22 protein-coding genes are annotated in these 23398 nt (G+C 67.7%); 12 read left to right on the forward strand and 10 right to left on the reverse strand.

Going from position 1 to position 23398, the window contains the following annotated elements; all coding sequences use genetic code 11:
- Nucleotide 1: 1 nt before the first annotated feature.
- Entirely contained in the window at nucleotides 2-1204 is a 1203-nt protein-coding gene (locus AC1RPL_RS17480; RefSeq protein ID WP_493071099.1) for a penicillin-binding protein activator, read from the reverse strand.
- Nucleotides 1205-1216: 12 nt separating this feature from the next.
- On the opposite strand from AC1RPL_RS17480, the gene rsmI reads away from it, so the two are divergent.
- Nucleotides 1217-2050: a 16S rRNA (cytidine(1402)-2'-O)-methyltransferase gene (gene rsmI / locus AC1RPL_RS17485; protein ID WP_493071101.1), complete on the forward strand. Its 834-nt coding sequence runs from the start codon at nucleotides 1217-1219 to the stop codon at nucleotides 2048-2050.
- A 333-nt stretch (nucleotides 2051-2383) separates the two neighbouring features.
- Here rsmI and AC1RPL_RS17490 read toward each other — a convergent pair whose 3' ends face one another.
- Entirely contained in the window at nucleotides 2384-2563 is a 180-nt protein-coding gene (locus tag AC1RPL_RS17490; RefSeq protein ID WP_493071103.1) for a hypothetical protein, read from the reverse strand.
- 90 nt (nucleotides 2564-2653) lie between these two features.
- Between AC1RPL_RS17490 and AC1RPL_RS17495 the strand changes: the two genes are divergently transcribed.
- Genes AC1RPL_RS17495 through AC1RPL_RS17505 form a run of 3 tightly spaced genes read left to right on the forward strand, consistent with a single transcriptional unit; the run spans nucleotide 2654 to nucleotide 4620 of the window.
- Nucleotides 2654-3022, forward strand: a complete 369-nt coding sequence (locus AC1RPL_RS17495; RefSeq protein WP_493071104.1) for a YraN family protein — start codon at nucleotides 2654-2656, stop codon at nucleotides 3020-3022.
- Nucleotides 3023-3066: 44 nt separating this feature from the next.
- Nucleotides 3067-4023, forward strand: a complete 957-nt coding sequence (gshB, locus tag AC1RPL_RS17500) for a glutathione synthase (RefSeq protein ID WP_493071105.1) — start codon at nucleotides 3067-3069, stop codon at nucleotides 4021-4023.
- 12 nt (nucleotides 4024-4035) lie between these two features.
- Entirely contained in the window at nucleotides 4036-4620 is a 585-nt protein-coding gene (locus AC1RPL_RS17505) for a DedA family protein (RefSeq protein ID WP_493071107.1), read from the forward strand.
- Here AC1RPL_RS17505 and AC1RPL_RS17510 read toward each other — a convergent pair.
- From AC1RPL_RS17510 to fsa, 3 genes are all read right to left on the reverse strand, one after another.
- Entirely contained in the window at nucleotides 4598-5077 is a 480-nt protein-coding gene (locus AC1RPL_RS17510; protein WP_493071109.1) for a GAF domain-containing protein, read from the reverse strand. The genes AC1RPL_RS17505 and AC1RPL_RS17510 overlap by 23 nt on opposite strands.
- A gap of 44 nt (nucleotides 5078-5121) precedes the next feature.
- Nucleotides 5122-6015, reverse strand: a complete 894-nt coding sequence (locus AC1RPL_RS17515) for a tyrosine recombinase XerC (protein WP_493071111.1) — start codon at nucleotides 6013-6015, stop codon at nucleotides 5122-5124.
- 106 nt (nucleotides 6016-6121) lie between these two features.
- Nucleotides 6122-6778 carry a fructose-6-phosphate aldolase gene (gene fsa / locus AC1RPL_RS17520; RefSeq protein WP_493071113.1) on the reverse strand — a complete coding sequence of 219 codons (657 nt, stop codon included), beginning with the start codon at nucleotides 6776-6778 and terminating at the stop codon, nucleotides 6122-6124.
- Between the two features lie 114 nt (nucleotides 6779-6892).
- Here fsa and AC1RPL_RS17525 point away from each other — a divergent pair, with 114 nt between their 5' ends.
- Nucleotides 6893-9001 (forward strand): KAP family P-loop NTPase fold protein, encoded by a 2109-nt coding sequence (locus AC1RPL_RS17525; protein WP_493071114.1) that lies wholly within the window; start codon nucleotides 6893-6895, stop codon nucleotides 8999-9001.
- A gap of 17 nt (nucleotides 9002-9018) precedes the next feature.
- On the opposite strand, the gene AC1RPL_RS17530 is transcribed toward AC1RPL_RS17525, so the two are convergent.
- A complete protein-coding gene (locus tag AC1RPL_RS17530) occupies nucleotides 9019-9414 on the reverse strand; it encodes a hypothetical protein (RefSeq protein WP_493071116.1) in 396 nt (131 codons plus the stop codon).
- 98 nt (nucleotides 9415-9512) lie between these two features.
- Between AC1RPL_RS17530 and AC1RPL_RS17535 the strand changes: the two genes are divergently transcribed.
- Nucleotides 9513-10166 (forward strand): DUF2490 domain-containing protein, encoded by a 654-nt coding sequence (locus AC1RPL_RS17535; protein ID WP_493071117.1) that lies wholly within the window; start codon nucleotides 9513-9515, stop codon nucleotides 10164-10166.
- 136 nt (nucleotides 10167-10302) lie between these two features.
- Here the strand turns inward: AC1RPL_RS17535 and AC1RPL_RS17540 are convergent, their stop codons facing one another.
- Entirely contained in the window at nucleotides 10303-10761 is a 459-nt protein-coding gene (locus AC1RPL_RS17540) for a hypothetical protein (protein ID WP_493071119.1), read from the reverse strand.
- A 172-nt stretch (nucleotides 10762-10933) separates the two neighbouring features.
- Here AC1RPL_RS17540 and AC1RPL_RS17545 point away from each other — a divergent pair, with 172 nt between their 5' ends.
- The 4 genes from AC1RPL_RS17545 to AC1RPL_RS17560 all read left to right on the forward strand — a co-directional run bounded on the left by AC1RPL_RS17545 (nucleotide 10934) and on the right by AC1RPL_RS17560 (nucleotide 17898).
- Entirely contained in the window at nucleotides 10934-13102 is a 2169-nt protein-coding gene (locus AC1RPL_RS17545) for a primosomal protein N' (protein WP_493071121.1), read from the forward strand.
- 78 nt (nucleotides 13103-13180) lie between these two features.
- Nucleotides 13181-14695 carry a hypothetical protein gene (locus AC1RPL_RS17550; RefSeq protein ID WP_493071123.1) on the forward strand — a complete coding sequence of 505 codons (1515 nt, stop codon included), beginning with the start codon at nucleotides 13181-13183 and terminating at the stop codon, nucleotides 14693-14695.
- A 49-nt stretch (nucleotides 14696-14744) separates the two neighbouring features.
- Nucleotides 14745-16286, forward strand: a complete 1542-nt coding sequence (locus AC1RPL_RS17555; protein WP_493071125.1) for a hypothetical protein — start codon at nucleotides 14745-14747, stop codon at nucleotides 16284-16286.
- 82 nt (nucleotides 16287-16368) lie between these two features.
- Nucleotides 16369-17898, forward strand: a complete 1530-nt coding sequence (locus AC1RPL_RS17560; RefSeq protein WP_493071127.1) for a S1C family serine protease — start codon at nucleotides 16369-16371, stop codon at nucleotides 17896-17898.
- A 163-nt stretch (nucleotides 17899-18061) separates the two neighbouring features.
- Here AC1RPL_RS17560 and AC1RPL_RS17565 read toward each other — a convergent pair whose 3' ends face one another.
- Nucleotides 18062-18529 carry a DUF1203 domain-containing protein gene (locus AC1RPL_RS17565; RefSeq protein ID WP_493071129.1) on the reverse strand — a complete coding sequence of 156 codons (468 nt, stop codon included), beginning with the start codon at nucleotides 18527-18529 and terminating at the stop codon, nucleotides 18062-18064.
- On the reverse strand, nucleotides 18529-19563 hold the full coding sequence (gene ada / locus AC1RPL_RS17570; protein ID WP_493071130.1) for a bifunctional DNA-binding transcriptional regulator/O6-methylguanine-DNA methyltransferase Ada: 1035 nt from the start codon (nucleotides 19561-19563) through the stop codon (nucleotides 18529-18531). Before ada ends, AC1RPL_RS17565 begins: the two co-directional genes overlap by 1 nt.
- Nucleotides 19564-19786: 223 nt before the next feature.
- Between ada and AC1RPL_RS17575 the strand changes: the two genes are divergently transcribed.
- Together AC1RPL_RS17575 and AC1RPL_RS17580 are read left to right on the forward strand one after the other, a co-directional pair.
- Complete coding sequence (locus AC1RPL_RS17575) at nucleotides 19787-21037, forward strand: MFS transporter (protein ID WP_493071132.1); 1251 nt, start codon at nucleotides 19787-19789, stop codon at nucleotides 21035-21037.
- Nucleotides 21034-22653, forward strand: a complete 1620-nt coding sequence (locus tag AC1RPL_RS17580; RefSeq protein ID WP_493071134.1) for a glycoside hydrolase family 43 protein — start codon at nucleotides 21034-21036, stop codon at nucleotides 22651-22653. The genes AC1RPL_RS17575 and AC1RPL_RS17580 overlap by 4 nt, the downstream gene beginning before the upstream one ends.
- Here the strand turns inward: AC1RPL_RS17580 and AC1RPL_RS17585 are convergent.
- Nucleotides 22628-23062, reverse strand: coding sequence for a PilZ domain-containing protein (locus AC1RPL_RS17585; RefSeq protein WP_493071136.1), 435 nt, complete (start codon nucleotides 23060-23062; stop codon nucleotides 22628-22630). The two genes, AC1RPL_RS17580 and AC1RPL_RS17585, sit on opposite strands and share 26 nt — an antisense overlap.
- Nucleotides 23063-23398: the final 336 nt, after the last annotated feature.

Consider the following 23398-nt stretch of genomic DNA (forward strand, 5'->3'; position numbering starts at 1 on the left):
CTCAATTCCCGAAGCCGTTGGGCGCCGGCGACACCGTCACCGTCGTCCCCCCCTTCACTTCCTGCACCTCCAGCGCACGCTCGGCGATGCCGTCGCGGCGGAACCGGAACGAGCCGTCGAGGCCGCCAAAGCCGTCCGGCGCGGTCAGCCGGCTCTCGGGGAAGGCGTCGCCCGGGCGCCAGTCGCGGGCGATGCGCACGGTGAGCAGCACCGCGTCATAGCCGAGCGTCGACATCCGGTACGGCGCCGCGCCGAAGCGGGTGCGGTACTTGGTGGCATAGGTGCGGTAGTAATTGTCGGGCACGCTGGCGAACCAGGCGCCGCTGAGCACCGCGTTCGAGCCGATCGCCGAATCGGTGTTCCACAGCTCGGTGCCGAGGATGCGCGCGGTCTTGCCGCCCGCCGACTTGCGGATGATCGGCGCCGCGATCACGCCGCTCGAGCCCGAGCCGGCGATGAGGATCGCCTGATAGGGCGTGCGCGACAGCTTGGTGACCGCATTGGTCATCGAGCCGGGGCGGCCGTCATAGGTCTCCATCGCCAGCACCTTGCCGCCCTGATCCTCGACGGCGCGCAGGAAAGTGGTGGAGGCACGCTCGCCATAGACGCCCGAGACCATCAGCCCGACGAAGTTGGTGACGCCCTGGGTGCGGGCATAATCGACGACGCGCTCGATCGACTGGGCCGGCGAATAGCCGAGCAGATAGGTGCCGTTGCCGGCCACGCTGGTGTCGTTCGAGAAGCTCAGCACCGGCACGCGCGCGGAGCGGGCGATCGGCGCGACTTCGCGGGCTTCTTCCGAAAGCAGCGGGCCGAGGATCAGCTTGTTGCCCTCGGCGATCGCCTGGCGCGCGGCTGCGGCCGCGCCGCCGGCACCGCCGGTATCATAGGTGGTGATGCGCAGCACGTCCGACCTCGTGTCGAGGATCGCCAGCTGAGTCGCGTTGGACAGCGATTTGCCGACGCCGGCGTTCGGGCCCGTCAGCGGCACGAGCAGGGCGACGCGGTGGCGCTCCAGATCCTGGGGCAGGCCCGGCGCGATCGGACGAGTCGACGGGCGCTCGCGCGGCGCCTCCACGGTGGGGGCGGGGCGCGTTTCGGGGATCACCCGGGGCCCGCTGGCGCAGGCGGCGAGGAGTGCGGCGAGGCCCAAAGCGGCCCAGCGCAGTATGCCCCGTTGCGGATTCACGGTCGCGTCTGCCATTTACTCTCCCCGATGGAACCTGTTCTTACGCCCGGCCTCTATATCGTCGCCACCCCGATCGGCAATCTCGGTGACCTGTCGCCGCGCGCCAGCGAAATACTCCTGGGCGCCGATCTGGTTGCGGTTGAAGACAGCCGTGTGACAGCGAACCTGTTTCGCCACCTCGGCGCCAAGGGCAGGATGATGCCCTATCACGACCATAATGCCGATGCGGTGCGCCCCGGTCTGGTGGCACGGATGGGCACCGAGGCGATTGCGCTGGTCTCAGATGCGGGCACGCCGCTGATCTCCGATCCCGGCTTCAAGCTGGTGCGCGACGCGCGTGCGGCGGGGCATACGGTGACGACGATCCCCGGCCCCTGCGCGGCGATCGCGGCGCTGACGCTGGCCGGGCTGCCGACCGACCGCTTCCTGTTCCTGGGCTTCCTGCCCTCCAAGCTCCACGCCCGCGCCGAATCGATCGCCGAGATCGCCGGCGTGCGCGCGACTTTGGTGCTCTACGAATCGGGGCCGCGGCTTTCGGCCTGCCTCAGCGCGCTGGCCGAGGGACTGGGCGACCGCGATGCCGCGGTGGCGCGCGAGATCAGCAAGAAGTTCGAGGAATGCGTGACCGGGTCGCTGACCCAGCTCGCCGAACGCTATGCCGAGGCGCCGCCGCGGGGCGAGATCGTGGTGGTGGTTGCCCCGCCCGGCGCGCCGGAGCCGGCCAGCGCCGACGACGCCGATGCCGCACTGGCCGAAGCGCTGACCCGGCTGCCGGCGAGCAAGGCAGCGGGCGAAGTCGCCAAGAAGCTCGGGCTCGACCGCAAGGCGCTCTATGCGCGGGCGATGGAGATGAAGAGCTGATCCTACAGGGCTGTCCGAGTCGCGGCGTGGAAGTTCACTGAAGTCACACCAATGGCGAGAATCGCGGCGCGCTATTTTCCCTGTTTTCCCGGAAATGCGCCGCATCGCGCAACATGGTTGCGCGCGCGGGATCCTATTTTTCCTGAAGGGGGAAGCGCTGTGCATGGCCCGAAGAGGCCAGCAGGCGAAATCCTATTTTGCTAGAATGAAAGGAGTGATGCCTCTTCCCGTCATCCCCGCGCAGGCGGGGATCCAGGGTAACTTCACGCATCGCTCTGGACTCTGGATCCCCGCCTGCGCGGGGATGACGAAATAGAGCGGAGGGCGGAGCCCTCAGGCGTATCGCTGCTCGAGCAGGCGCATTTCGTCGGCGCCGGTCAGCTCCGCAAGCCGCCGGAGATAGGACTCGGCCAGCTGGCGGCGGCGCAGGGCGGCGGCCTCGGTCAACGCGTGCCTTGCGGCTGCGAGTTCCTGTGCGGCGCGACGCCGATAATAGCGTTCGTTCGATTCCATTGGCGCAGACCCCCCGGAAGCACCGATTAAACCCGGTCCGGTGCGACTCGGTCTGGCCATGGTAACCAAAGTTATCCACAGGTGCGAGTCGTGAGAGCCCAAAGACCAACGGATCGCCGCGCTGCGGAAACGCGTGGCCGCGAAGGCGAGCGCCGGGCGGCCTGGTGGCTATGGCTCAAGGGCTGGAAAATCCTCGATTCCCGCGTCCGCACCCCCGCCGGCGAAGTCGATCTGGTTGTGCGGCGCGGCAACCTCGTCGCCTTCGTCGAGGTCAAGACCCGCGCCACTGCGGCCGCGCTCGACTTCGCCATCGACGAACCCCGGCTCGCCCGCGTCGCCGCCGCGGCGGAATATCTGATGCCGCGCTATGCCGGGCCAGGCGACGATATCCGCGTCGACGTAATCCTCATTGCTCCGCGCACCCTCCCTCGCCATATCGAAAACGCCTGGATGGGGTGACTTAGTAGAATAAGTCACCTAAAGCGTTTTCCGAAGGAGTTTTCATGCCGCTCACCGTCGCCGTGCAGATGGACCCGTTGGACGCGATCAACATCGCCGGCGATTCGACCTTTGCACTGATGCTCTCGGCCCAGGCGCGCGGGCACAGGCTGTTCCACTATGCCGCCGAGGACCTGAACTACCGCGACGGGCGGGTGTGGACCAAGGCGCATCCGGTGACGGTGCAGCGCGTGGTCGGCGATCATTTCAAGTTCGGCGATCCGGTGGCGCTCGACCTGGGCGAAGAGGCCGATGTCGTGCTGATGCGCCAGGATCCGCCGTTCGACCTGGGCTATATCACCGCAACGCACCTGCTCGAGCGCATCGCCGACAGGACCCTGGTGGTCAACGACCCGGCCAGCGTGCGCAACGCGCCGGAGAAGGTGTTCGTCCTCGATTATCCGCAGTTCATGCCGCCGACCCTGGTGACGCGCAGCCTGGACGAGGCGCGTGCCTTCCTGGCCGAGCATGGCGAAGTCGTGATCAAGCCGCTCCACGGAAACGGCGGCAAGGCGATCTTCAAGGTGGGCAGCGACGGCGCCAACCTGTCGGCGCTGATCGAAGTGTTCAACACCGCCTGGCGCGAGCCGCACATGGTGCAGGCCTTCCTCCCCTCGGTCGCGGCGGGCGACAAGCGCATCGTGCTGGTCGACGGCGAGGTGGCCGGCGCGATCAACCGCATCCCCGGCGAAGGCGAGATAAGATCGAACCTGGCGGTGGGCGGAAGTGCTGCCAAGACCGAGCTGACTGCACGCGAGCAGGAGATCTGCGAATTGCTCGGACCGGAGCTGAAGAAGCGCGGGCTGCTGTTCGTCGGCATCGACGTGATCGGCGGCGAATGGCTGACCGAGATCAACGTCACCTCCCCCACCGGCATCGTCGCGATCGACCGGTTCAACGGCACCGATACCGGCGCCCTCATCTGGCAGGCGATCGAACGCCGCGTCGCCGAGCGGGGTTGATGGATCCAGGCTATGTGGGACGCCGTTACCTGGGGATATTGGGGCATCTTCTGGCTGATGGTGCTGGAGAATGTGGTCCCGCCGATCCCGTCCGAAGCGATCATGAGCGTGGCCGGCATCTCCGTGGCGCGCGGGCACATGGATTTCACCCTGCTCGTGCTCGTCGGCACCGCGGGCACGGTGGTGGGCAATCTCTTCTGGTGGGAGATCGGCCGGCGGCTGGGCTATCAGCGGCTAAAGCCGATGGTCGATCGCTGGGGCCGCTGGCTGACGGTCGACTGGCACGAGATCGAGCGGCTCAAGGCCTATTTCGACAAATGGGGCGGGCCGACAGTGCTGATCTTCCGCTTCATGCCCGTCGGCCGCACGATCATCTCGGTGCCGGCCGGGCTGATGCACATGCCGTTCTGGCGCTTCGTCGGCTATACCGCGGCGGGCAGCGCGGTGTGGAACACCTTGCTCGTCGGCCTGGGCTATGCGGCCGGCACGACGATCGCCGATATCGAGCATTGGGTGGCGCCGATGGTGATCGCGCTCTTCGCATCGATCGTGGTGGTGTGGCTGTGGCGGGTGTTTACCTGGAAGCCGCGAGGCTGAGCCGTTCCAGCTCGGTGGCGATCAGCTGGGCATATTCCTCGATCTGCGGGACGAGGCTCGCCAGCTGCACCTGGCGCGGCGACGGATCGATCGCGCAGAGCGTGCCGAAAAAGCCGTCGGCGCGCTGGATCGGCCAGGAGATATAGCTTTCGAACCCGTAGAGCACCGGCGTGTGATGCGTGCGCCAGGCCGGATCGGCGGTGACGTGATCGATATAGACGCCCTGCCCGCTCGCGCGGATCTCGTCGCAGATCGTCGTCTTGATCTCGAGCTCGTCGCCGGGCGTGAGGCCGAACTCGATCTTGTCGAGCACCTGGCAGGCGATCCAGCGATCGGCGGTCACGCGCGCCACCGCGGAAAAGCCCATGCCGGTCAGGTGGCAGACATCGGCGAGGATCGCCTCGACCTCGGGGATGCGCTGGACGGCGGCGATATCGGCGGCGAAGTCGTAGGGCATGGCGCGATCCTAGCGGATAGTTGCGCCGCTGTAACTGATGGAGATCAGGCGCGGGGGTGGGCGTTCCGGTACACGTCGAGCAGATGCGCGGCATCGACGGCGGTGTAGATCTGGGTGGAGCTGAGGCTGGCATGGCCGAGCAGCTCCTGCAGCGCGCGCAGGTCCGCGCCGCGGCCGAGCAGATGCGTGGCGAAGCTGTGGCGCAGCGCATGCGGGGTAGTGCGATCCGACAGGCCGAGCGCGGTGCGGGCGCGCTGGACGGACTTGCGGATCACGCCGGGCGGCATGGGGCCGCCCTTGGCGCCGCGGAACAGCGGCAAGTCGCGGGCGGTGCCAAAGGGGCATAGCCTCGCATAGGCCTCGATCGCGTCGCGGACCTGGGGGAGCAGGGGCACGATGCGCGTCTTGGCGCGCTTGCCGGTGACGCGCATCGTCTCGCCGAGGGGCAGGACGTCCCCGGTGAGCGCGACCGCTTCGCCGATGCGGAGACCCGCGCCGTAGAGCAGCAGCAGCACCGCCCAGTCGCGCGCGGCGAGCCAGGGTTCGCTGGCCTCTTCGGACACGGTTTCGGCGAGTGCGACGGCTTCGTGCGGGGCGATCGGGCGGGGCACGCCCTTCTTGACGCGCGGGCCCTTGAGGCGGGGCAATTCGGCTTCGTCGCCGACGGCGAACTTGAGGAAGCCGCGGACGGCGGAGAGCTCGCGCGCAGCGGAGGCGTTGGACAGGCCGTCCTCGCGGCGATGGGCGAGATAGGCGCGCAGGTCGGCGGCGATGATACTGGCGAGGGTCTCGCTTGTCACCGGGCCGCCCCAATGGCCCTGGAGGAAGGCGACCAGCCGCTCGGCGGTGGCGCCGTACGCCCGCACCGTGTGCGCCGAGCGCCGCCGGTCGCGGGCGAGATGCTGCGCGTAGAGGAGCGGGAGCGCGGGTTCGTTCACGCTCCCACCTTACCTCTCTTCGTCCTCCCGGCGAAAGCCGGGATCCAGAGTCGCAACCGACGTCGCCCGTGAGCCTGGGCCCCGGCTTCCGCCGGGGTGACGGTAATTACCCGATCTTCTGGCCGGTCTTGGCCCAGTCGGCCATGAACGAGGCGATGCCCGCGTCGGTCAGCGGGTGCTTGACTAGCTGGCGGATAACACTCGGCGGGGCGGTCATCACATCGGCGCCGATCTTGGCCGCCTCGAGCACGTGGATCGGGTTGCGCACCGATGCGACCAGGATCTCGGTGTCGAAGTCGTAATTGTCGTAGATCGTGCGGATGTCGGCGATCAGGTCCATGCCCGGATAGCCGATATCGTCGTGGCGGCCGACGAACGGCGAGATGAAGGTCGCGCCGGCCTTGGCGGCGAGCAGCGCCTGGTTGGCCGAGAAGCACAGGGTGACGTTGACCATCGTGCCGTCGCTGGCGAGCGCCTTGCACGCCTTGAGGCCGTCGATCGTCAGCGGCACCTTGACCGCGACATTGTCGGCGACCTTCCGGACGATCTCAGCCTCACGCATCATGCCCTCGAAATCGAGCGCGACGACTTCGGCCGAGACCGGCATGCCCGGCACGATCTCGCAGATCTCCTTGACCACTTCGAGGAAGTCGCGGCCGGCCTTGTGGATCAGTGAAGGGTTGGTGGTGACGCCGTCGAGCAGGCCGGTGTCGGCCAGGTCGCGGATATCGGCGGTGTCGGCGGTGTCGGCGAAGAACTTCATGGAATCGAAGACCTGTATTAGAAGGAGCTGGGGCCGCACCTAGCGCAGCGGGGATCGGGGAGGAAGCGCCGAGTCCGCCGCGCATCGACATCTCATTGCGAAAAGGCGTGCGGCATGGACACGATGGTTCCTCCGAATTCCGGGAAGATCGACCTGACCGCAGGGGTCCGGACGCTGTTCGCCGAACATGCGCATGACCGTGCGCCGGGGTTGAGCCAGGCGATCACCGAGGCGCGCTTCTTCCTCACCATAGATCCCAAGGCGCGTGAACTGGTGCTCGACAAGCATGCGATGCTGCTGGCGATCACCTCGGCCGGGGATGCCCGCAAGCCGAGCGGCAGCGGCTCGGCGCTGTGGCTGACGCGGTGGCTCGACCGGCAGAACCGGATTTCCGCCCCGCGCCTCCATGCCGGGAGTACCGGGAGCGAGGCATTGCGGGCCGCGGAGCAGGGCTATGCGCTGCTCTTCTCGCTTTCGATGCGCGAGCGGATCCTCCCGCGCGCGCACGAACTGGCGCTCGGTTCGGTGCGACGGAAGAAGTTCGACCTGCGCCACCTGCTGTTCGCGCTGATCGAGCTGGGCGAGGAGGCATGGACCGCGGTGCTGCCCGACGGCCTGTCGGCGGCGCAGGCGGACGAGCTCAAGGCGCTGCTGATCACCAATATCTGCCAGTCGCCCGAGCCGAAGGAGGACACCGATTTCTGGCGCTCGCTGTTGCCGCCCGGCGCCCCGGAGATACCCCCCGAATCGCTGCGCACGCTTTCCGACCAGCCGGCCGCGGTCGATCGGCTCGGCCGCGCGACCTTTGCCGAGGCGCTGAGCCACCGGCTGCGCGACGCCTATGCAGAGAGTGTCGGCTCGCGCGATCGCGGCGCGTTCATGGCGCACATCCATGGCCCCTGGGGCTATGGCAAATCCTCGGTGCTGAATTTCCTGCGCACCGAACTCGAGGCGCCGCTTGCACGCGCGCCGGACGAGAAGCCCGCCGCCGGCGACGAGCCCTGGCTGGTGGTCGATTTCAACGCGTGGAAGCACCAGCGCATCCGGCCGCCCTGGTGGTCGCTGATCAGCGCGGTGTACGACGCGGCGCGAAAGGCGCCCGAGGTGCGCGCCAACAGCAAATTGTGGCGAATCTGGTGGGGATGGCGGCTGCGCGCGGACTGGGGGCCGGTGGCGCTGGTCGTGCTGCTGGTCGCGATCGGTGCGGTGAGCGCGATCGGCAGCGACGATTCGTCCGTGAAGCTGGTCAGCGGCCTGATCACCGCAGGCGCCGCAGTCTTCGCCGCCACCCGAGTGCTCTCCTTCGGATCGGCCAAGGCGGCGCAGGCCTATGCCGAGCTCAAGACCGATCCCTATGCCCCGGTCGCCCGCCTCTATTGCCGGCTGGTCGAGGCGATCGGCCGCCCGGTCGCGATCTTCGTCGACGATCTCGATCGGTGCGACGGCGCCTATGTCGTCGAGTTGATCGAAGGCATACAGACGCTGCTGCGCAACGAGCCCGTCACCTATGTCATCGCCGCCGAGCGCAAATGGATCTGCGCGGCCTTCGCCCGGAAATATGCCGATTTCGCCGGCGAGATCGGCGAGCCGGCGCGCCCGCTCGGCTATCTGTTCCTCGACAAGCTGTTCCAGATCTCCGCCGCGCTCCCGGCGCTTTCGGGCGAGGTCCGCAAAAATTATTGGGCCAATCTGCTCGACGGCAGCAACGCCATGCCCGAATCGGGGCTGACCCCCGAGGCGGCCGCACGGCGCGTCGCAGGAACCGGCAGCGTCGAGGGGCTCAACCAGATCATTGCCGATGCCCCCGAAGCCGAGCGCCCGCAGTTGCGCGCCGCCGCGGCGATCGAGATCACGCGCGCCCGCAATGCCGAGAAGCTCGAGCACCGCCTGCAATCCTTCACATCGCTGCTCGAACCCAATCCGCGCGCGATGAAGCGGCTGGTGAACGCCGTCGGCATGGCCCAGGCGCGTGCGTTCCTGGAAGGGCGCACCGTCGCGCTCGACACGCTCGCGCGCTGGACCCTGGTCGAGCTGCGCTGGCCGCTGCTCGCCGATCACCTTGCCGGCAATATCGAGGCAATCGCGCTTGCGCATGGCACGCCGGCCGACGGTGTGCCCGACGCGATGGCGAAACTGCTCGGCGATGGCCATGTCCGCGCCGTCATCGCGCCGACGGGCGAGCCCGGGCTGGATGCCGAGCTGCTTCGGCAGCTGCTCGCCTGATCCGCCGCCGCGGCCGATCAATCGTGCGTGAGCATCAGCTTTGCCCGGTCGGCCTTGAGCCTGCTGACCGTGACGCGATAGGTGCCGGGGCGCATCCGGTACTGGATGATCTTGTGGATGGTTGAGCAGCGCGGCCCCTTGCTCTGGGATGCCATTCGCAGCGGACGCGTGCCGGTGGCGGGGAAGGCGTCGATCCAGCCGTCCCGGTCGATCGCGATGCCGACAAGGCCCGCCTTGCGGATGGTGATACGCGTCTCGATCCCCTTGCCGCGCACCGGCAGCGTCACTGCATGGCCGGTATCGAGCCCCTTGCCGTCGCGCATCCAGCCGGCGAGCGGGCGCGGCAGCCGGGTGTCGAGCGTGGTGCAGCGGTCCTGGACTGCCGCCGCCAGAGCGAGCGCCGTGAGTATCATCGTCATCCCCCTTGTTGGTCGCAGCGATGTTCCGCCAATGTTCTCATCTCCGCAACTAAAGCTTGCACCGAAATGAAGAGGATGCGCTTAGGCGCGCGATGCGCCTGATCCTCGCCCTGCCCCTGCTTCTGACCGCCACGCCGGCGCTGGCGCAGCGGACCGACGACCAGCTCTGGCTGCAGGCGAGCGGGATCGTACCGGTCGGCAAGCATGAAGAGGCGACGGTGGAGAGCATCGTCCGCTTCGGCGACCGCGCCAAGGGCCTGGCGCATACCGAGATCGGCGGACTGTTCGCCTGGAAGATCGGCAAGCTCGAGGTCGGTGTCGGCTACCGCCATGTCGAGGATTTCAACGATGGCCGCGCGCTTCCGAACGAGGAGCGCACCCGCCAGCACATCATCGTGCCGCTCGGCGCCGGCTTCGCCACGCGGATCCGGCTCGAGCAGCGCTTCAACAGTTCCGGCCGCGGCATCGGCCACCGCGTGCGCGGGCAGTTGCGATTCAACGCGCCGCTGACCCGTGGCGGGCTGGGCCTGTTCGCGACACAGGAGACCTACCTCAACATCAACGATACCAGCTGGGGCCAGCGCAGCGGCATCGAGCGCGTGCGCCACACCATCGGCATCGGCGTACCGATCGGCCGCCAGCTGCGCGTGGAGACGGGCTATCTCAACCAGTATCGCTTCGGCCGGAACGGCGCGCGCGACCAGATGGACCACGCGCTCACCTTGGGGATGACGCTGCGGCCCTAGGTTTGGGACTCATATCCTACTTCTGTCACCCGAGCTCGACCCAGGGTCCCGCTGCTCCGACGTCCAGGAAGAAGCGGGATCCCGGCTCAATGCCGGGATGACGTAAGAAAACCAATAACTTCTCTGGCTTCTCAGCCTATTCGCCCGCGACAAGCATCGCCTTCACCTTGGGCGTCGATAGCCCCGAGACATAGAGGCGATAGGCGCCGGGCTGCAGCGCGAAGCGGACGATCTTGCGGATCGACGAGCATTCGGGGCCATGGCCATGCTTGACCGAGGTGAGCGCCGCGCCACCCTCGGTACCCGGCAGCACGTCGATCCAGCCGCCCTGATCGAGCGCGACGCCATAGGTGCCGGGCGTCGCGATCCTGAATCCGATCATCGCCGCCCTGCCGGGCTTGGTGCCGGCCGGCAGCCCCTTGAGCGTCGCGCCGTCGATCGTGTCGAGCTCGACGGCCTTGCCCGGCACGAACTCGTCGCCGGGCTTTACCCAGCCGAGCAGCGACGTCGGCAGGCTGGCATCGGTCGCCTTGCACGCAGTGGTCTGGGTGGCGGGGGCAGTCTGGAGCAGCAGCAGGGCAGCAGCGAACAGCATCGAGGGATCCTTTCGAGACTCGAACTCTATTCGTCATCCCCGCGCAGGCGGGGATCCAGAGCCAGGAGCGACGCCATTTGTGACCTGGATCCCCACCTGCGCGGGGATGACGATGAGGTGGTGCGATACGGGGATTCCGTTTCGCGCGCAAAACCCCATATGAGGGCGTCTCATGTCCCGCGCCCGCATTCTCGTCCTGCATCCTGCGCTCGGCCCCCTCGACTATCGCGTGCCTGCCGGCATGCACGTCGCGCCGGGGTCGATCGTCGTCGTGCCGATCGGGCCGCGCCAATACGCCGGCGTGGCCTGGGAAGCCGAGCGGCTGCCGACCGAGGAGATCGGCGACAACCGGCTGCGCAACATCCTGGCCGCGCCCGACGTGCCGCCGATCCCGGCATCGGTGCGCCGGCTCGTCGAGTGGACGGCGGACTATTACCTCAGCCCGCCCTCGGCGGTGCTGGCGATGGCGCTGCGCACCTCGGCAGCGTTCGAGAGCGCGCCGACGATCACCGAATATCGCGCGACCGGCGTGGTGCCCGAGCGGCTGACGCCGCAGCGCGCGCAGGCTCTTGAAAGAATCGGCGAGCGTCAGGGGCTGGTACGCGAACTGGCGCTGGTCGCCGATGTCTCGGACGCAGTGATCCGGGGCCTTGTGAAGGTCGGCGCGATCGAAGCGGTGGTGGTCGATACCGACACGCCCTATCCGATGCCCGATCCCAATTTCGGGCCACCGCACCTCAACCCGCTCCAGGCCGACGCCGCATCGATCCTGCGCCAGGCGGTGGGCGCCGAGGCGTTCCAGCCCTTCCTGCTCGACGGGGTGACGGGTTCGGGCAAGACCGAAGTCTATTTCGAGGCGGTCGCGGCAGCGATCGCTTCGGGCAAGCAGACGCTAGTGCTGCTCCCTGAGATCGCGCTGACCGAGCCGTTCCTCACCCGTTTCGAGAAGCGCTTCGGCTGCGAGCCGATCGCCTGGCATTCGGGGCTGCGCGCCTCGCAGCGCCGCCGCGCCTGGCGGGCGATCGCCAGCGGCGAGGCGATGGTGACGGTAGGCGCGCGCTCGGCGCTGTTCCTGCCCTATCCGAATCTGGGCCTGATCGTGGTCGACGAGGCACACGAGACCAGCTTCAAGCAGGAAGACGGCGTCCATTACCATGCGCGCGACGTGGCGGTGATGCGCGGGCGGTTCGAAGAATGTCCTGTGATCCTCGCCTCCGCGACGCCGGCGATCGAGACGCGCCACCAGGTCGAGCTTGGCCGCTATGAGGAGCTCAAGCTTCCGGGCCGCTACGGGGCGGCGGAGATGCCCGCGATCCTCCCGATCGACCTGATCCAGGAACCGCCCGAGCGCGGCCGCTGGCTGGCGCCCCCTCTGGTCAAGGCGATCGACGAGACGCTGGCCAAGGGCGAGCAGTCGCTGCTGTTCCTAAACCGGCGCGGCTATGCCCCGCTGACGCTCTGCCGGCATTGCGGCCACCGTTTCCAATGCCCGAACTGCACGGCGTGGATGGTCGAGCACAGGTTGCTCAAGCGCCTGTCCTGCCACCATTGCGGGCATACCGTGCCGGCGCCGAGCATGTGCCCCGAGTGCAAGAGCGAGGACACCCTGGTCGCCTGCGGGCCCGGTGTGGAGCGCATTGCCGATGAAGTAGCGGCGCTATGGCCCGATGCCCGCACCGCCATCGTCACCTCGGACACACTCTGGTCGCCCGCCAAGGCCGCCGAGTTCGTGAGCCGGATGGAGCATGGCGCGATCGACATCGTTGTCGGCACCCAGCTCGTCACCAAGGGCTATCACTTCCCCAATCTCACCCTGGTCGGCGTGATCGATGCGGATCTGGGGCTCGACGGCGGCGACCTGCGCGCATCCGAGCGCACCTTCCAGCAGATCATGCAGGTGTCGGGGCGCGCCGGGCGCGGCGAAAAGCCGGGCACGGTCTATATCCAGACGCACGCGCCCGATGCGCCGGTGATGAAGGCGCTGGTCTCGGGCGATGCCGAGAGCTTCTACGCCGCCGAGACCGAGGCGCGGCGCGAAGCCGATGCACCGCCCTATGGCCGCTATGCCGCGATCATCGTCTCGAGCGAGGACCGCGCCGCCGCCGAGGAAGCCGCGCGGATGATCGGCCGCACCAAGCCCGAGATCGGCGAGGACATGCATGTCTACGGCCCCGCCCCCGCCCCGCTGGCGATGCTGCGCGGGCGGCATCGCTACCGGCTGCTCGTCCATGCCAAGCGCAGCTTCGACGTGCAGCAGGTGCTGCGCGACTGGCTGGGAAGCCTGACCTGGAGCGCCAAGGTGCGCGTGGCGGTGGACGTGGATCCTTACAGCTTCGTTTGAACGGAAGCGGTGGAATCGGGGCCTGTACCGGCTCCGCCGTGCGCGATAGCATCGCCGGGAAAGAGGGGGGATCTCATCATGTTGCGCAAGCTGCTGGCCTTGACGCTGCTCGCCTTGCCGGCGACGGCGCATGCCGATTGGTACGAAGCCAGCACCGGCCATTTCATCGTCTATTCCGAGCAGCGGCCCGAGAAGCTCAAGGAGTTCGCGACCAAGCTTGAGCGGTTCGACAAGATGGTCCGCGCCCTGCGCGGCGCGAAGGACGAGCCGATCGACCGGGCGAACCGGCTCAACGTCTATGTCGTCTACAGCACCAGCGTCGTCGCCAAGCTGGCCGGGGACAGCGGCGTCGCCGGCTTCTATCACCCGCGCGCCGGGGGCTCGCTCGCGATCGTGCCGAGCAGCTCGAGCGACGGCGGGGAGATAAGCGACCTCAGCGCCCAGCAGATCCTACTCCACGAATATGCGCATCACATGATGTGGAGCCTGAGCCCAAGCGCAGTCTATCCGTCCTGGTATATCGAGGGCTTTGCCGAGACCTATGCGACCACGCGCTACGAAAAGGACGGGTCGATGGTGGTGGGCGACCCGCCGCAATATCGCGGCTACAGCCTGCTCAGCGGCAACTGGCTCCCCGCCGACAAGCTGCTGACCGCCGATACGCTCAAGCTCTCCGACGAGCAGCGCGAGGGCCTTTATGGGCGCGGCTGGCTGCTCAACCATTATCTCCAGTTCGGCGGCAAGCGCAAAGGCCAGCTGCTCGACTATCTGATGGCGATCAACAACGGAAAATCGGTGAAGGAGGCGGCGGCGGCGTTCGGCGACCTGAAAGCGCTGGACCGCGAGCTGGAACGCTACAAGCTGGGCCGCTTCTCGGGCGTTCGCATCGGTGCGGCGACCACGGCGGCGGGCGACGTGACGATCCGCAAGCTGACCGCCGGCGAAGCGGCGACGATGGACGTGCGCATCCGCTCGAAGAACGGCGTCGATCAGAAGGCCGCCCCGTCCGTCTATGCCGCTGCCAGGAAGGCCGCCGCGCCCTATCCCGACGATGCCGGCGCGCAGCTGGTGCTTGCCGAGGCCGCCTATGACGCGCGCGACTATGCCGTGTCCGAAGCCGCGGCGGACCGCGCGATCGCGGCCGATCCCAAGGCAGTGGACGGCTATGTCTACAAGGCAATGTGCCGCATGGCGCTGGCAACCAGGGCCAAGGATTTCAGCAAGGAGACCTGGAGCGGCATCCGCAAGATCATCGTCACCGGCAACCGCATCGATTCGCAGGACCCCGAGCCGCTGATCCTCTATTACCGCAGCTTCGGCGAGCAAGGCGTGGCGGTGCCTGAAGTCGCCAAGGACGGGCTGTATGACGCGTTCATGTATGCCCCGCAGGACAGCGGACTTCGGCTGAACGTCGCGGCGATGTTCCTCAAGGACCGCAAGGCCGATACTGCCCGGGCGCTGCTGGCCCCGCTCGCCTATCAGCCGCATGGCAAGGGATTGGCCGAGCTCGCCGCGCTGCTGCTCGGCAAGATCGACGCCGGGGACATCGACGGCGCGATCGCAGTGCTCGACAAGCCCGATGCAGACGATTGACGCGGCACCGGCACTTTCTAGACTTCGTCCAGATACCGGGGGAAAGAACATGTTCAAACGCCTGTTGCTCGCCGCTGCCGCCCTGGCCGCGCCGTCGCTCGCCCATGCCGACGACTGGTACGAAGCCAGCTCGGAGCATTTCATCGTCTATTCCGAAGGTGCGCCGCAGCAGGTGACCGCGGACACCGAGCGGCTGGAACGGTTCGATCGGGCGCTGCGCATGATCACCGGCACGCCGGACAAGCCGCTGAGCCCGAATTTGCGCGTCACCGTGTTCATGGCAGACGATGTCGATGCGATCCGCAAGCTTTCCGGCTCGCGCTCCATCGCCGGCTATTATCAGGGCCGCGCGTCGGGCCCTATGGCGTTTGCGCCGCGCCACAGCAGCGGCCCGCTCAATGCGCAGATCATCCTGCAGCATGAATATGCGCACAGCTTCATGTTCTCGTCCTGGCCGAGCGCGGCCTTCGCCAAATGGTTCGTCGAGGGCTTCGCCGAGTTCGTCGGCACCGCCTTTTTCCGGCCGGACGGCACGCTGACGCTCGGCGCCCCGCCCGAATATCGTAAATACGGAATGCTCGAGGCCAGCCAGATCCCGGCGAGCAGGATGCTGATGCTCAACCCCGGCAAGCTCGACGACGTGCAGACGCATGTGCTCTACGGCCGTGGCTGGCTGCTCACCCATTATGCGCTGCTCGGCGGGCACGCCAAGGAGATGGGCGACTACATCACGCTCAGCAACGATGGGAAGGCGGCCGAGGCCGCGCGCGTGTTCGGCGAGCCCGATGCGCTCGACAACAAGCTCAATCGCTATGCCGTGCAAAAGGCGCTGCCGGTGATCCGCCTGACCAAGGACCAGATACCGGTCGGCAAGATCAATGTGCGCAAGCTGACGCCGGGCGAAGCGGCGACGATGCCGGCGCGGATGTGGTCGAGCAGCGGCGTCAATCCCGAGACCTGGGACCAGTGCGCCGCACTCGCCCGCCGGTTGGCAGCCCCTTATCCAAACGATGCGGCGGCGCAGAACGAGCTGGCCGAGGCCGAGTTCGATGCCAGGAACTATGCCGCGGCTGAGGCGGCGGCGGATCGCGCGATGGCGGCGGATCCGAAATCGATCCACGCCTTGCTGTACAAGGGCATGGCGCAGTTGGAGATCGCCAAGGCGGCCGGCGACACCAATCCCGAGCGCTGGAAGGCGATCCGCGGCTATTTCCTCAAGGCCAACAAGCTCGACACCGAATATCCCTGGCCGCTGGTGTTGTTCTACCAGAGCTTCGAGGCCGCCAAGCAGAAGCCGACCGCCAATGCGCAGAACGCGCTGCTCGGCGCCTATGTGCTCGCGCCCTTCGATCTCGAGCTGCGCGGCATGGCGGGCAAGGAACTGCTCGAGATGGGCGATGTGAAGTCCGCCCGCGTCGCCTTCGAGGCGATCGCCTACAGCCCGCATGCGATGCCCGACAGCATCGCGATGAACGTGCTCACCGCGCTGGACAAGGACGGCAAGGACGGCGCGCTCAAGGTGATCGCCGATGCCGAGGCCAAGGCGAAAAAGCGCGAAGAGGACGCCAAGAACAAGAAGAAGGCGAGCTGAGGCGCATCCGCGCCGTCAGCCGCTTGAACCCGCGGGCCTTTTGCCCGAAAGCTGCCGGCCAGATATAAAGGGTCCGGGTTCGATGATGCGTCGGTTGCTGTTGGTGGTGGCGCTGCTCCTTGCATGGGCGGGCCCGGCGCATGCCGACGACATCTCCGCCTCGGCACGCGGGGTGGTGCGCATCGTCGCGATCGTGGTGGTCGACGACGAAGTGATCGACTTCAGCCATGGCAGCGGCTTCGCGGTGGGCCCGAACCGCGTCGTCACCAACGCGCATGTCGTCGAGCTCGCCTCGCGCTACCCGGGCAATGTCACGATCGGCGTGGTGCCCTCGGAGGGCGACAAGTCGTACCAGGGCAAGGTCATCAAGATCGACACGACGCGCGACCTCGCGCTGATCGAGTTCAGCGGCGTGCGGCTGCCCCCGCTAACCCTGTTCGGCGGCAAGATCGCCGATGGCGATTCGCTGATCGCGCTCGGCTACCCCGGCAATGTCGACATCGCCACCGCGCGATCGGCGGCCGATTTCATCCGGCCGCAATCGCCGGTGCGCTCGCAGGGCGGGCTTTCGGGGTTCCGCAAGCTGAGCGGCGTGAGCGTGCTGGTGCACAATGCCAGCATCGCGCGCGGCAATTCGGGCGGGCCGCTGCTCGATCGCTGCGGCCGCGTGCTCGGCGTCAATTCGGCGATCACGCACAATGACGAGGGCGATTCGACCTTCGCCTTCGCCATCGCCGGCTCGGAGCTCACGACCTTCCTCCAGGAAGCCAAGCAGAGCTTCTCGAGCGTCAGCGTGCCGTGCATCAGCGTCGAGGAGCAGATGTCGCGCGAGCGTAACGCCGATGAGCAGGCCAAGGCCAAGGCCGACGAGCAATCCCGCGCCGGCGCCGCAAAGGCCGCGGCCGAACGCGAGGACGCGGTCGCCCAGGCGCGCAGCCGGGCGGCATCGTCACGCGAGAACTACATGGCTGGCGCGGCGCTGCTGCTCGTGCTCGGCGCGCTCACCGTGGGCGGCGGCGGGCTGCTGCTGTCGCGCGAACGCCAGCGCGAGGGCGTGTGGGTCGCGGCCGGCGGCGGCGTGGTGATGCTGGGCGCGATCGTGATGTTCGTCAGCCGGCCGAGCTTCAACGAGGCTTCGGTGCTGGCGGTGCCCAAGGCCGCGGCTGAAGGCGCGGCGCCTGCCTCCGCGCAAGGCAAGCTGGTCTGCACGCTGGTCCCCGAGCGCAGCCGCGTGATCGTATCCGCCACCGACACGGTCGATCTCGACGTGGGCAAGGACGGCTGCATCAACAGCCGCACCCAATATGCCGAGACCGAGGGCGCCACCCATTGGCAGCGCATCCTGGTCCCCGATCAGGAAGCCAGTGTCTCGGTGCTCGACTATGAGCCGGCGACCGGCACCTATACCAACACCCGCTACCTGCTTTCCTCCGAGCAGATGAAGCAGGCACGCGCGCTGCGGAAGGGCGTGCCGCTCAAGGAATGCTCGACGGACCAGGCCAAGCGCGCCGAACTGGCGACGCAGCAGCAATCGATCCGCGCCGCGCTGCCGCCCGAGTATAACGAGAAGCTGGTATATCGCTGCGCGGCTTCGGAGGGGGCGGCGAAGTAGCTCCCTCTACCACTTTGCGGGAGAGGGACGCCTACCCCGGCGAAGGCCGGGGGAAGCAGGATGAGGGTGTGTGCTGGCCGCGAGCATCTCGCTTGCCTCCCTTACTGACGCTCACCCGGCTCGGCTTCGCCTCGCCACCCTCTCCCGCAATAGCGGTAGAGGGTCAGTAGCGATCCACCCGCGCCGCGAAGCAGCCGCGCCGCGCATTGTGGACATGGAGATAGTCCACCGCCGTGTCTTCGAAGAAGCGCGCGATCAGCGGCTCGAGGTCGCGGCCTTCGACAACGTCCGCGTCGGTCATCATGCCCATGCCATCGAACGCGCGCACCGAGAGCAGGCGGATCGCCAGCGGCTCGGGCACCTGGGTCTCGAACCGCGCCGCCACCTCGGCGCCTTCGCGCACGAAGATGGCATGGGCGCTGCGATAGGGAGAGGCGACCGGCAGGTGCTCGTGGTTGAGCAGCAGCACCGTCTCGCCGGGTTCGACATCGACCAGCTCGACCCGGCATGGCGCATCGGGCTTCGCCGTCACTACCATGCGCACAACCTGCTGCGCCGCCAGCGCCGCGTCCGACAGGCCATAGAGGTGGCGGAACGGCGCGGGATCGAGCCCCTGGATCGCATAGGCCATCACTCCGCGCCCTCGCGCTTGAGCAGTATCTTCTTCCGGTCAACGCCGTACGCATAGCCGCCCATGCTGCCGTCGCTCCTGAGCGCGCGGTGGCAGGGGATGATCACCGGCACATGGTTGGCGCCGCAGGCGGTGCCCGCCGCGCGCACCGCGCCGGGGCTGCCCGCCGCCGCCGCCAGCTGGGCATAGCTGCGCGTTTCGCCCGGCGGGATTTCGCGCAGCGCCTGCCACACCGCTTCCTGGAAGGCGGTGCCCTGCACGTCGAGCGGCAGATCGGTGTCGCGCCCGGGGCTCTCGACTTCGGCGACCACTCGCGCTGCCAGCACAGACAGCGCCGTGCCGCCCTGGACGATCTCCGCCGCCGGGAAGCGCGTGGCCAGGCCCAGCGCAGTCTCGTCGAACGCGACCCGGCACAGCCCCTTGTCGGTTGCCGCGATCAGCAGCGGGCCGAGGCTGGTCTCGGCCAGCGTCCAGCGGATCGGCACCCCCGCCCCGCCGCGCTTCCACACGCTGGGGCTCATGCCCAGCCGGGCATTGGCAGTCTCGTAGAATCGGCTCGGTGCCGAATAGCCGGCCTCGTAGATCGCTTCGGTAACGCTGCCTTCGCCGAGCGCCGCGGCGGCGCGCTTCGCCTTGAGGCTGCGGGCATAGGCGGCCGGAGTCACGCCGGTGGCGCGCTTGAACAGCCGATGGAAATGATGCGGGGCATAGCCGACCGCGGCGGCGACCGCGTCGAGCGAGACATTCTCCTCCGCCGCCTCGATCAGGGCCACCGCCTTCGCCACCGCGATCCGGTCGCGGCCGACTTCGTCGGGCTTGCAGCGGAGACACGCCCGGTAGCCGGCGGCGCGCGCGGCTTCGGCGTCGTTATAGAATTCGACATGCTCGCGCTTGGGCCGCCGCGCCGGGCAGGTCGGCTTGCAATAGATGCGCGTGGTGGTGACCGCGACGATCAGCCGCCCGTCAAAGGCGCGGTCGCGCGCCTCGAAGGCAGCCCAGGCCGCGTCTTCGGGAAGGGAGAGGATGTGCGTCATGAGAATGGATATAGACCTCTCTTCCTTGCCTCACATCCCGTCGATTGCGGTCAAACATTACCGTCACCCCTGCGAAAGCCGGGGCCCAGGGTTTCTCATCCGTGCCGCTCGTGACTCTGGGTCCCGGCTTTCGTCGTGATGACGATTAAGCTGGGCTTGCTCCCTCCCGACAAACTCGCCAATGTTACCGCTAACGGGCGCCTCCGACGCCCACGGAGAGGTCATGTCCTTCTGGCGACGCACACGCGCCCTGCGCTGGTGGATCATCGCGATCGTGATGCTCGGCACGATCGTGAACTATCTCACGCGCTCCACCCTGGCGGTCGCCGCGCCGACCTTCATGGCCGACCTGCGCATCGACGAGCATCAATATTCCTACATCACCGCGGCCTTTCAGGCCGGCGTGATGCTCCAGCCGATCGTGGGGTATATCCTCGATACGATCGGGCTGCGCACCGGCCTTGCGATCTTCGCCACCGGCTGGGGTGTGCTGACCATGGCGCATGGGCTGGCGATCAACTGGCAATGGCTGTTCGCCTTGCGCGGGCTCCTGGGTTTTGCCGAGGGCACGTCGCACACCGGCGGTCTCAAGGTCGTCTCCGAATGGTTTCCGGCGCGGGAGCGCGGGATGGCCGGCGGCGTCTATAATCTCGGCGCCTCGGCCGGATCGGCGCTGGCGGCACCGCTCGTCGCCTGGTCGATCTGGATGTGGAATTGGCGCGCGGCGTTCTTCGTCGCCGGCGCGCTCGCGCTGCTCTGGGTGCTGCTATGGCTGCGCTTCTACCACCCGCCCGCCGAGCATCCGGACATCAGCGAGGAAGAGCGCGCGCATATCCTCGCCGGGCAGGAAGGCCATATCCAGGCGGCCGGCACGCGGCCTGCGGTGCTGTCGATCCTCAGGCAGCGCAATTTCTGGGGCATCGCGATCCCGCGCTTCCTGGCCGATCCGACCTGGGGGACGCTGACCTTCTGGCTACCGCTCTATCTGGTGAAGGTGCGCCATTTCGACCTGGGCGAGATCGCGCTTTCCGCCTTCCTGCCCTTCGTCGCAGCCGACCTTGGCTGCCTGTTCGGGCCGACGGTGGTGCTCTGGCTCCAGCGCCTCGGGGTGGACCTGATCGACGCCCGGCGCTGGACCTTCACGTTCGGCGCGCTGCTGATGACGAGCATGTTGTTCGTGGGCTTCGTCGAGAATGCCTGGGTGGCGGTCGCTTTGCTCTCGCTCGGCGGCTTCGCGCACCAGACGCTGTCGGTGACGGTGATCACCATGGCGAGCGACCTGTTTCGCCGCGACGAACTCGGCACCGTCGCGGGGCTGGCGGGCACCTGCGCCAATGCTTCGATCCTGATCTTCTCGCTGCTGATCGGGAGCCTGGTTGCCTCGATCGGCTACACGCCGTTCTTCGTCGCCCTCGGCCTGCTCGACCTGATCGCGGCGGCGGTGCTCTGGACCTTGGTGCGCAAGCCCGCATGACTCGCAATCCCATCCTGCCCGGCTTCAATCCCGACCCGTCGATCGTCCGGGTGGGGGAGGATTATTACATCGCCACCTCCACCTTCGAGTGGTTCCCCGGCGTGCAGATCCACCATAGCTGCGACCTGGCGAACTGGACGCTGGTCGGCCGGCCGCTCAACCGCGCAAGCCAGCTCGACATGCGCGGCGATCCGGACAGCTGCGGGGTGTGGGCGCCGTGCCTGAGCCATGACGGCGAACGCTTCCACCTGATCTATACCGATGTGAAGCGCTATGGCCGCACCACCACCGGCGGCGCCTCGGGCGCGTCCTTGCGCGACTTCCACAACTACCTGGTGACCTGCGATACGATCGACGGCGACTGGTCCGATCCGATCCACCTCAATTCGAGCGGCTTCGATCCTTCGCTGTTCCATGACGACGACGGGCGCAAGTGGCTGCTCAACATGCTGTGGGACCACCGCCCCGGCCGCAACCGCTTCGCCGGGATTGTGTTGGAGGAATATTCGCCCGAACAGCACCGCCTGACCGGGGAGCGCGTGAACATCTTCCCCGGCACCCCGCTCGGCCTGACGGAGGCGCCGCACCTCTACAAGCGCGACGGCTGGTATTACCTGCTCACCGCAGAGGGCGGCACCGGCTGGAACCATGCGGTGACGATGGCGCGCTCCCGCAGCCTGACCGGCCCGTACGAACTCCACCCCGACACGCACATCCTCTCCAGCCGCACCCGTCCCGACGCGCCGCTCCAGCGCGCCGGCCATGCGGATCTGGTCGAGACGCCGGCGGGCGAGCCGTGGCTCGTCTATCTCTGCGGCCGCCCGCTGCCCAATCGCGGGCGCTGCGTGCTGGGCCGCGAGACCGCGATCCAGCCGATGCGCTGGGGCGAGGATGGCTGGCTGTATACGACCGGCGAGCCCGGCACGCCGATGCTCGAGGTGCCGGGGCCGGAAGGCCGCGCGCCGGTCCATGCCCGCGACGACTTCGACGCGCCCGAGCTGCCGATCGACTTCCAATGGTTGCGCATGCCCGAACCGGGCACGATCTTCAGCCTCACCGCCCGCCCCGGACACCTTCGCCTATACGGCCGCGAGACGATCGGCAGCCTTTTCACCCAGGCGCTGGTCGCGCGGCGGCAACAGGCCTTCTGCTACTCGGCAAGCTGCACGCTCGACTTCGAACCCCGCCACTTCCAGCAGGCCGCCGGGCTGGTCGCCTATTACAACGCCGCCAAATTCCATTACCTGCACATCAGCCGGGACGAGGAAGTGGGCCGCCACCTCCGCGTGATGTCCGCGCTCCCGGATTCACCCCAGGCCGATGCGTTCACTGCGCCCGTCCCGATCCCGGCAGGCCGGATCGAACTGCGCGCCGAAATGGATTACGAGCGCCTCCGCTTCGGCTGGCGGGTGCCCGGCGGCGAATGGCACTGGCTGGCGGAGCAGTTCGACGCCTCGATCCTTTCGGACGAAGCCAGCGCGCCCGGCCAGCCCAACTTCACCGGCGCGTTCATCGGCATGGCGTGCCAGGACCTGTCCGGCGCGGGGCTCCACGCGGACTTCGACTGGTTCGAGTATCGGGAAAGAGACTTCAGTCCTCGCGGACCGGACGCCTGATCAGCCGGCGCAGCGGCGGGATGCTCGGCTTCGCATGCGGCTTGCCCGCGCCGAAGCGCGCGGCGAGTGCGGCGGAGAGATCGGCCAGGATATGCTCCTGCCCCTTGAAGGCATGGGCGATCTCTTCCTCGGTCAGTGCCTTCATGAAGGCACAGCCATAGGTTTCGCCCGAACGGCGTACGACCTTGGCGGCACGCGATCCCGCGCCGGACAAGCCGAGCGAGACGAGCGTGCCCACCGGCAGATCGAGTTCGGAGGCGAAGCGGAAGCCCGTGCGCGAGAAATCCTCGACCTGGACATCGATGGGCGCACCGTCCGGCGCGCGCACCGTCGAGGGCGAATCCGCATCGAATCGGATCGCGCCGCGACGGTCGATATCTCCGAGAATCTCAAGTTTGGCGACGAGCAATGAGGGGCTCCTTGGAAGGCGCCCCGAGCCTAGCGAGCCACTCGTTAACGAGTGCTTTGCGCGGGAGTCTGCTGGCATTAATTTCACGCACGAAACGGAATTGGCCGCTGGACCGGGCGGCGGACGTTCTCGCACGTTGTCCTGGGCTGGCCCATCGGGGAAAACCCTGTGCGGCGCTGGCCGACCGCCCCTTTCCTTGACTTACGGCAGCCTGGCTGCCATATGGCCCAACATCGAGGCGTAATGCAGCGTGATCGGGCAGGCGGTTCATTCCGAAGGCCCAGGCTCCGCCTCGGTTGTTTTTCCGGCTTCCCAAGTCACGCGGGTCGTCATTTT

Source organism: Sphingomonas sp. GW821-FHT12D09, from assembly GCF_058807215.1.

Excerpts from the sequence above, each read along its gene's own strand:
- AC1RPL_RS17480 (WP_493071099.1), bottom strand. The coding sequence starts at position 1,204 with ATGGCAGACGCGACCGTGAATCCGCAACGGGGCATACTGCGCTGGGCC.
- rsmI (WP_493071101.1), top strand. The coding sequence starts at position 1,217 with ATGGAACCTGTTCTTACGCCCGGCCTCTATATCGTCGCCACCCCGATC.
- AC1RPL_RS17490 (WP_493071103.1), bottom strand. The coding sequence starts at position 2,563 with ATGGAATCGAACGAACGCTATTATCGGCGTCGCGCCGCACAGGAACTC.
- gshB (WP_493071105.1), top strand. The coding sequence starts at position 3,067 with ATGCCGCTCACCGTCGCCGTGCAGATGGACCCGTTGGACGCGATCAAC.
- AC1RPL_RS17505 (WP_493071107.1), top strand. The coding sequence starts at position 4,036 with ATGTGGGACGCCGTTACCTGGGGATATTGGGGCATCTTCTGGCTGATG.
- AC1RPL_RS17510 (WP_493071109.1), bottom strand. The coding sequence starts at position 5,077 with ATGCCCTACGACTTCGCCGCCGATATCGCCGCCGTCCAGCGCATCCCC.
- fsa (WP_493071113.1), bottom strand. The coding sequence starts at position 6,778 with ATGAAGTTCTTCGCCGACACCGCCGACACCGCCGATATCCGCGACCTG.
- AC1RPL_RS17525 (WP_493071114.1), top strand. The coding sequence starts at position 6,893 with ATGGACACGATGGTTCCTCCGAATTCCGGGAAGATCGACCTGACCGCA.
- AC1RPL_RS17530 (WP_493071116.1), bottom strand. The coding sequence starts at position 9,414 with ATGATACTCACGGCGCTCGCTCTGGCGGCGGCAGTCCAGGACCGCTGC.
- AC1RPL_RS17535 (WP_493071117.1), top strand. The coding sequence starts at position 9,513 with ATGCGCCTGATCCTCGCCCTGCCCCTGCTTCTGACCGCCACGCCGGCG.
- AC1RPL_RS17540 (WP_493071119.1), bottom strand. The coding sequence starts at position 10,761 with ATGCTGTTCGCTGCTGCCCTGCTGCTGCTCCAGACTGCCCCCGCCACC.
- AC1RPL_RS17545 (WP_493071121.1), top strand. The coding sequence starts at position 10,934 with ATGTCCCGCGCCCGCATTCTCGTCCTGCATCCTGCGCTCGGCCCCCTC.
- AC1RPL_RS17550 (WP_493071123.1), top strand. The coding sequence starts at position 13,181 with ATGTTGCGCAAGCTGCTGGCCTTGACGCTGCTCGCCTTGCCGGCGACG.
- AC1RPL_RS17555 (WP_493071125.1), top strand. The coding sequence starts at position 14,745 with ATGTTCAAACGCCTGTTGCTCGCCGCTGCCGCCCTGGCCGCGCCGTCG.
- AC1RPL_RS17560 (WP_493071127.1), top strand. The coding sequence starts at position 16,369 with ATGATGCGTCGGTTGCTGTTGGTGGTGGCGCTGCTCCTTGCATGGGCG.
- AC1RPL_RS17565 (WP_493071129.1), bottom strand. The coding sequence starts at position 18,529 with ATGGCCTATGCGATCCAGGGGCTCGATCCCGCGCCGTTCCGCCACCTC.
- ada (WP_493071130.1), bottom strand. The coding sequence starts at position 19,563 with ATGACGCACATCCTCTCCCTTCCCGAAGACGCGGCCTGGGCTGCCTTC.
- AC1RPL_RS17575 (WP_493071132.1), top strand. The coding sequence starts at position 19,787 with ATGTCCTTCTGGCGACGCACACGCGCCCTGCGCTGGTGGATCATCGCG.
- AC1RPL_RS17580 (WP_493071134.1), top strand. The coding sequence starts at position 21,034 with ATGACTCGCAATCCCATCCTGCCCGGCTTCAATCCCGACCCGTCGATC.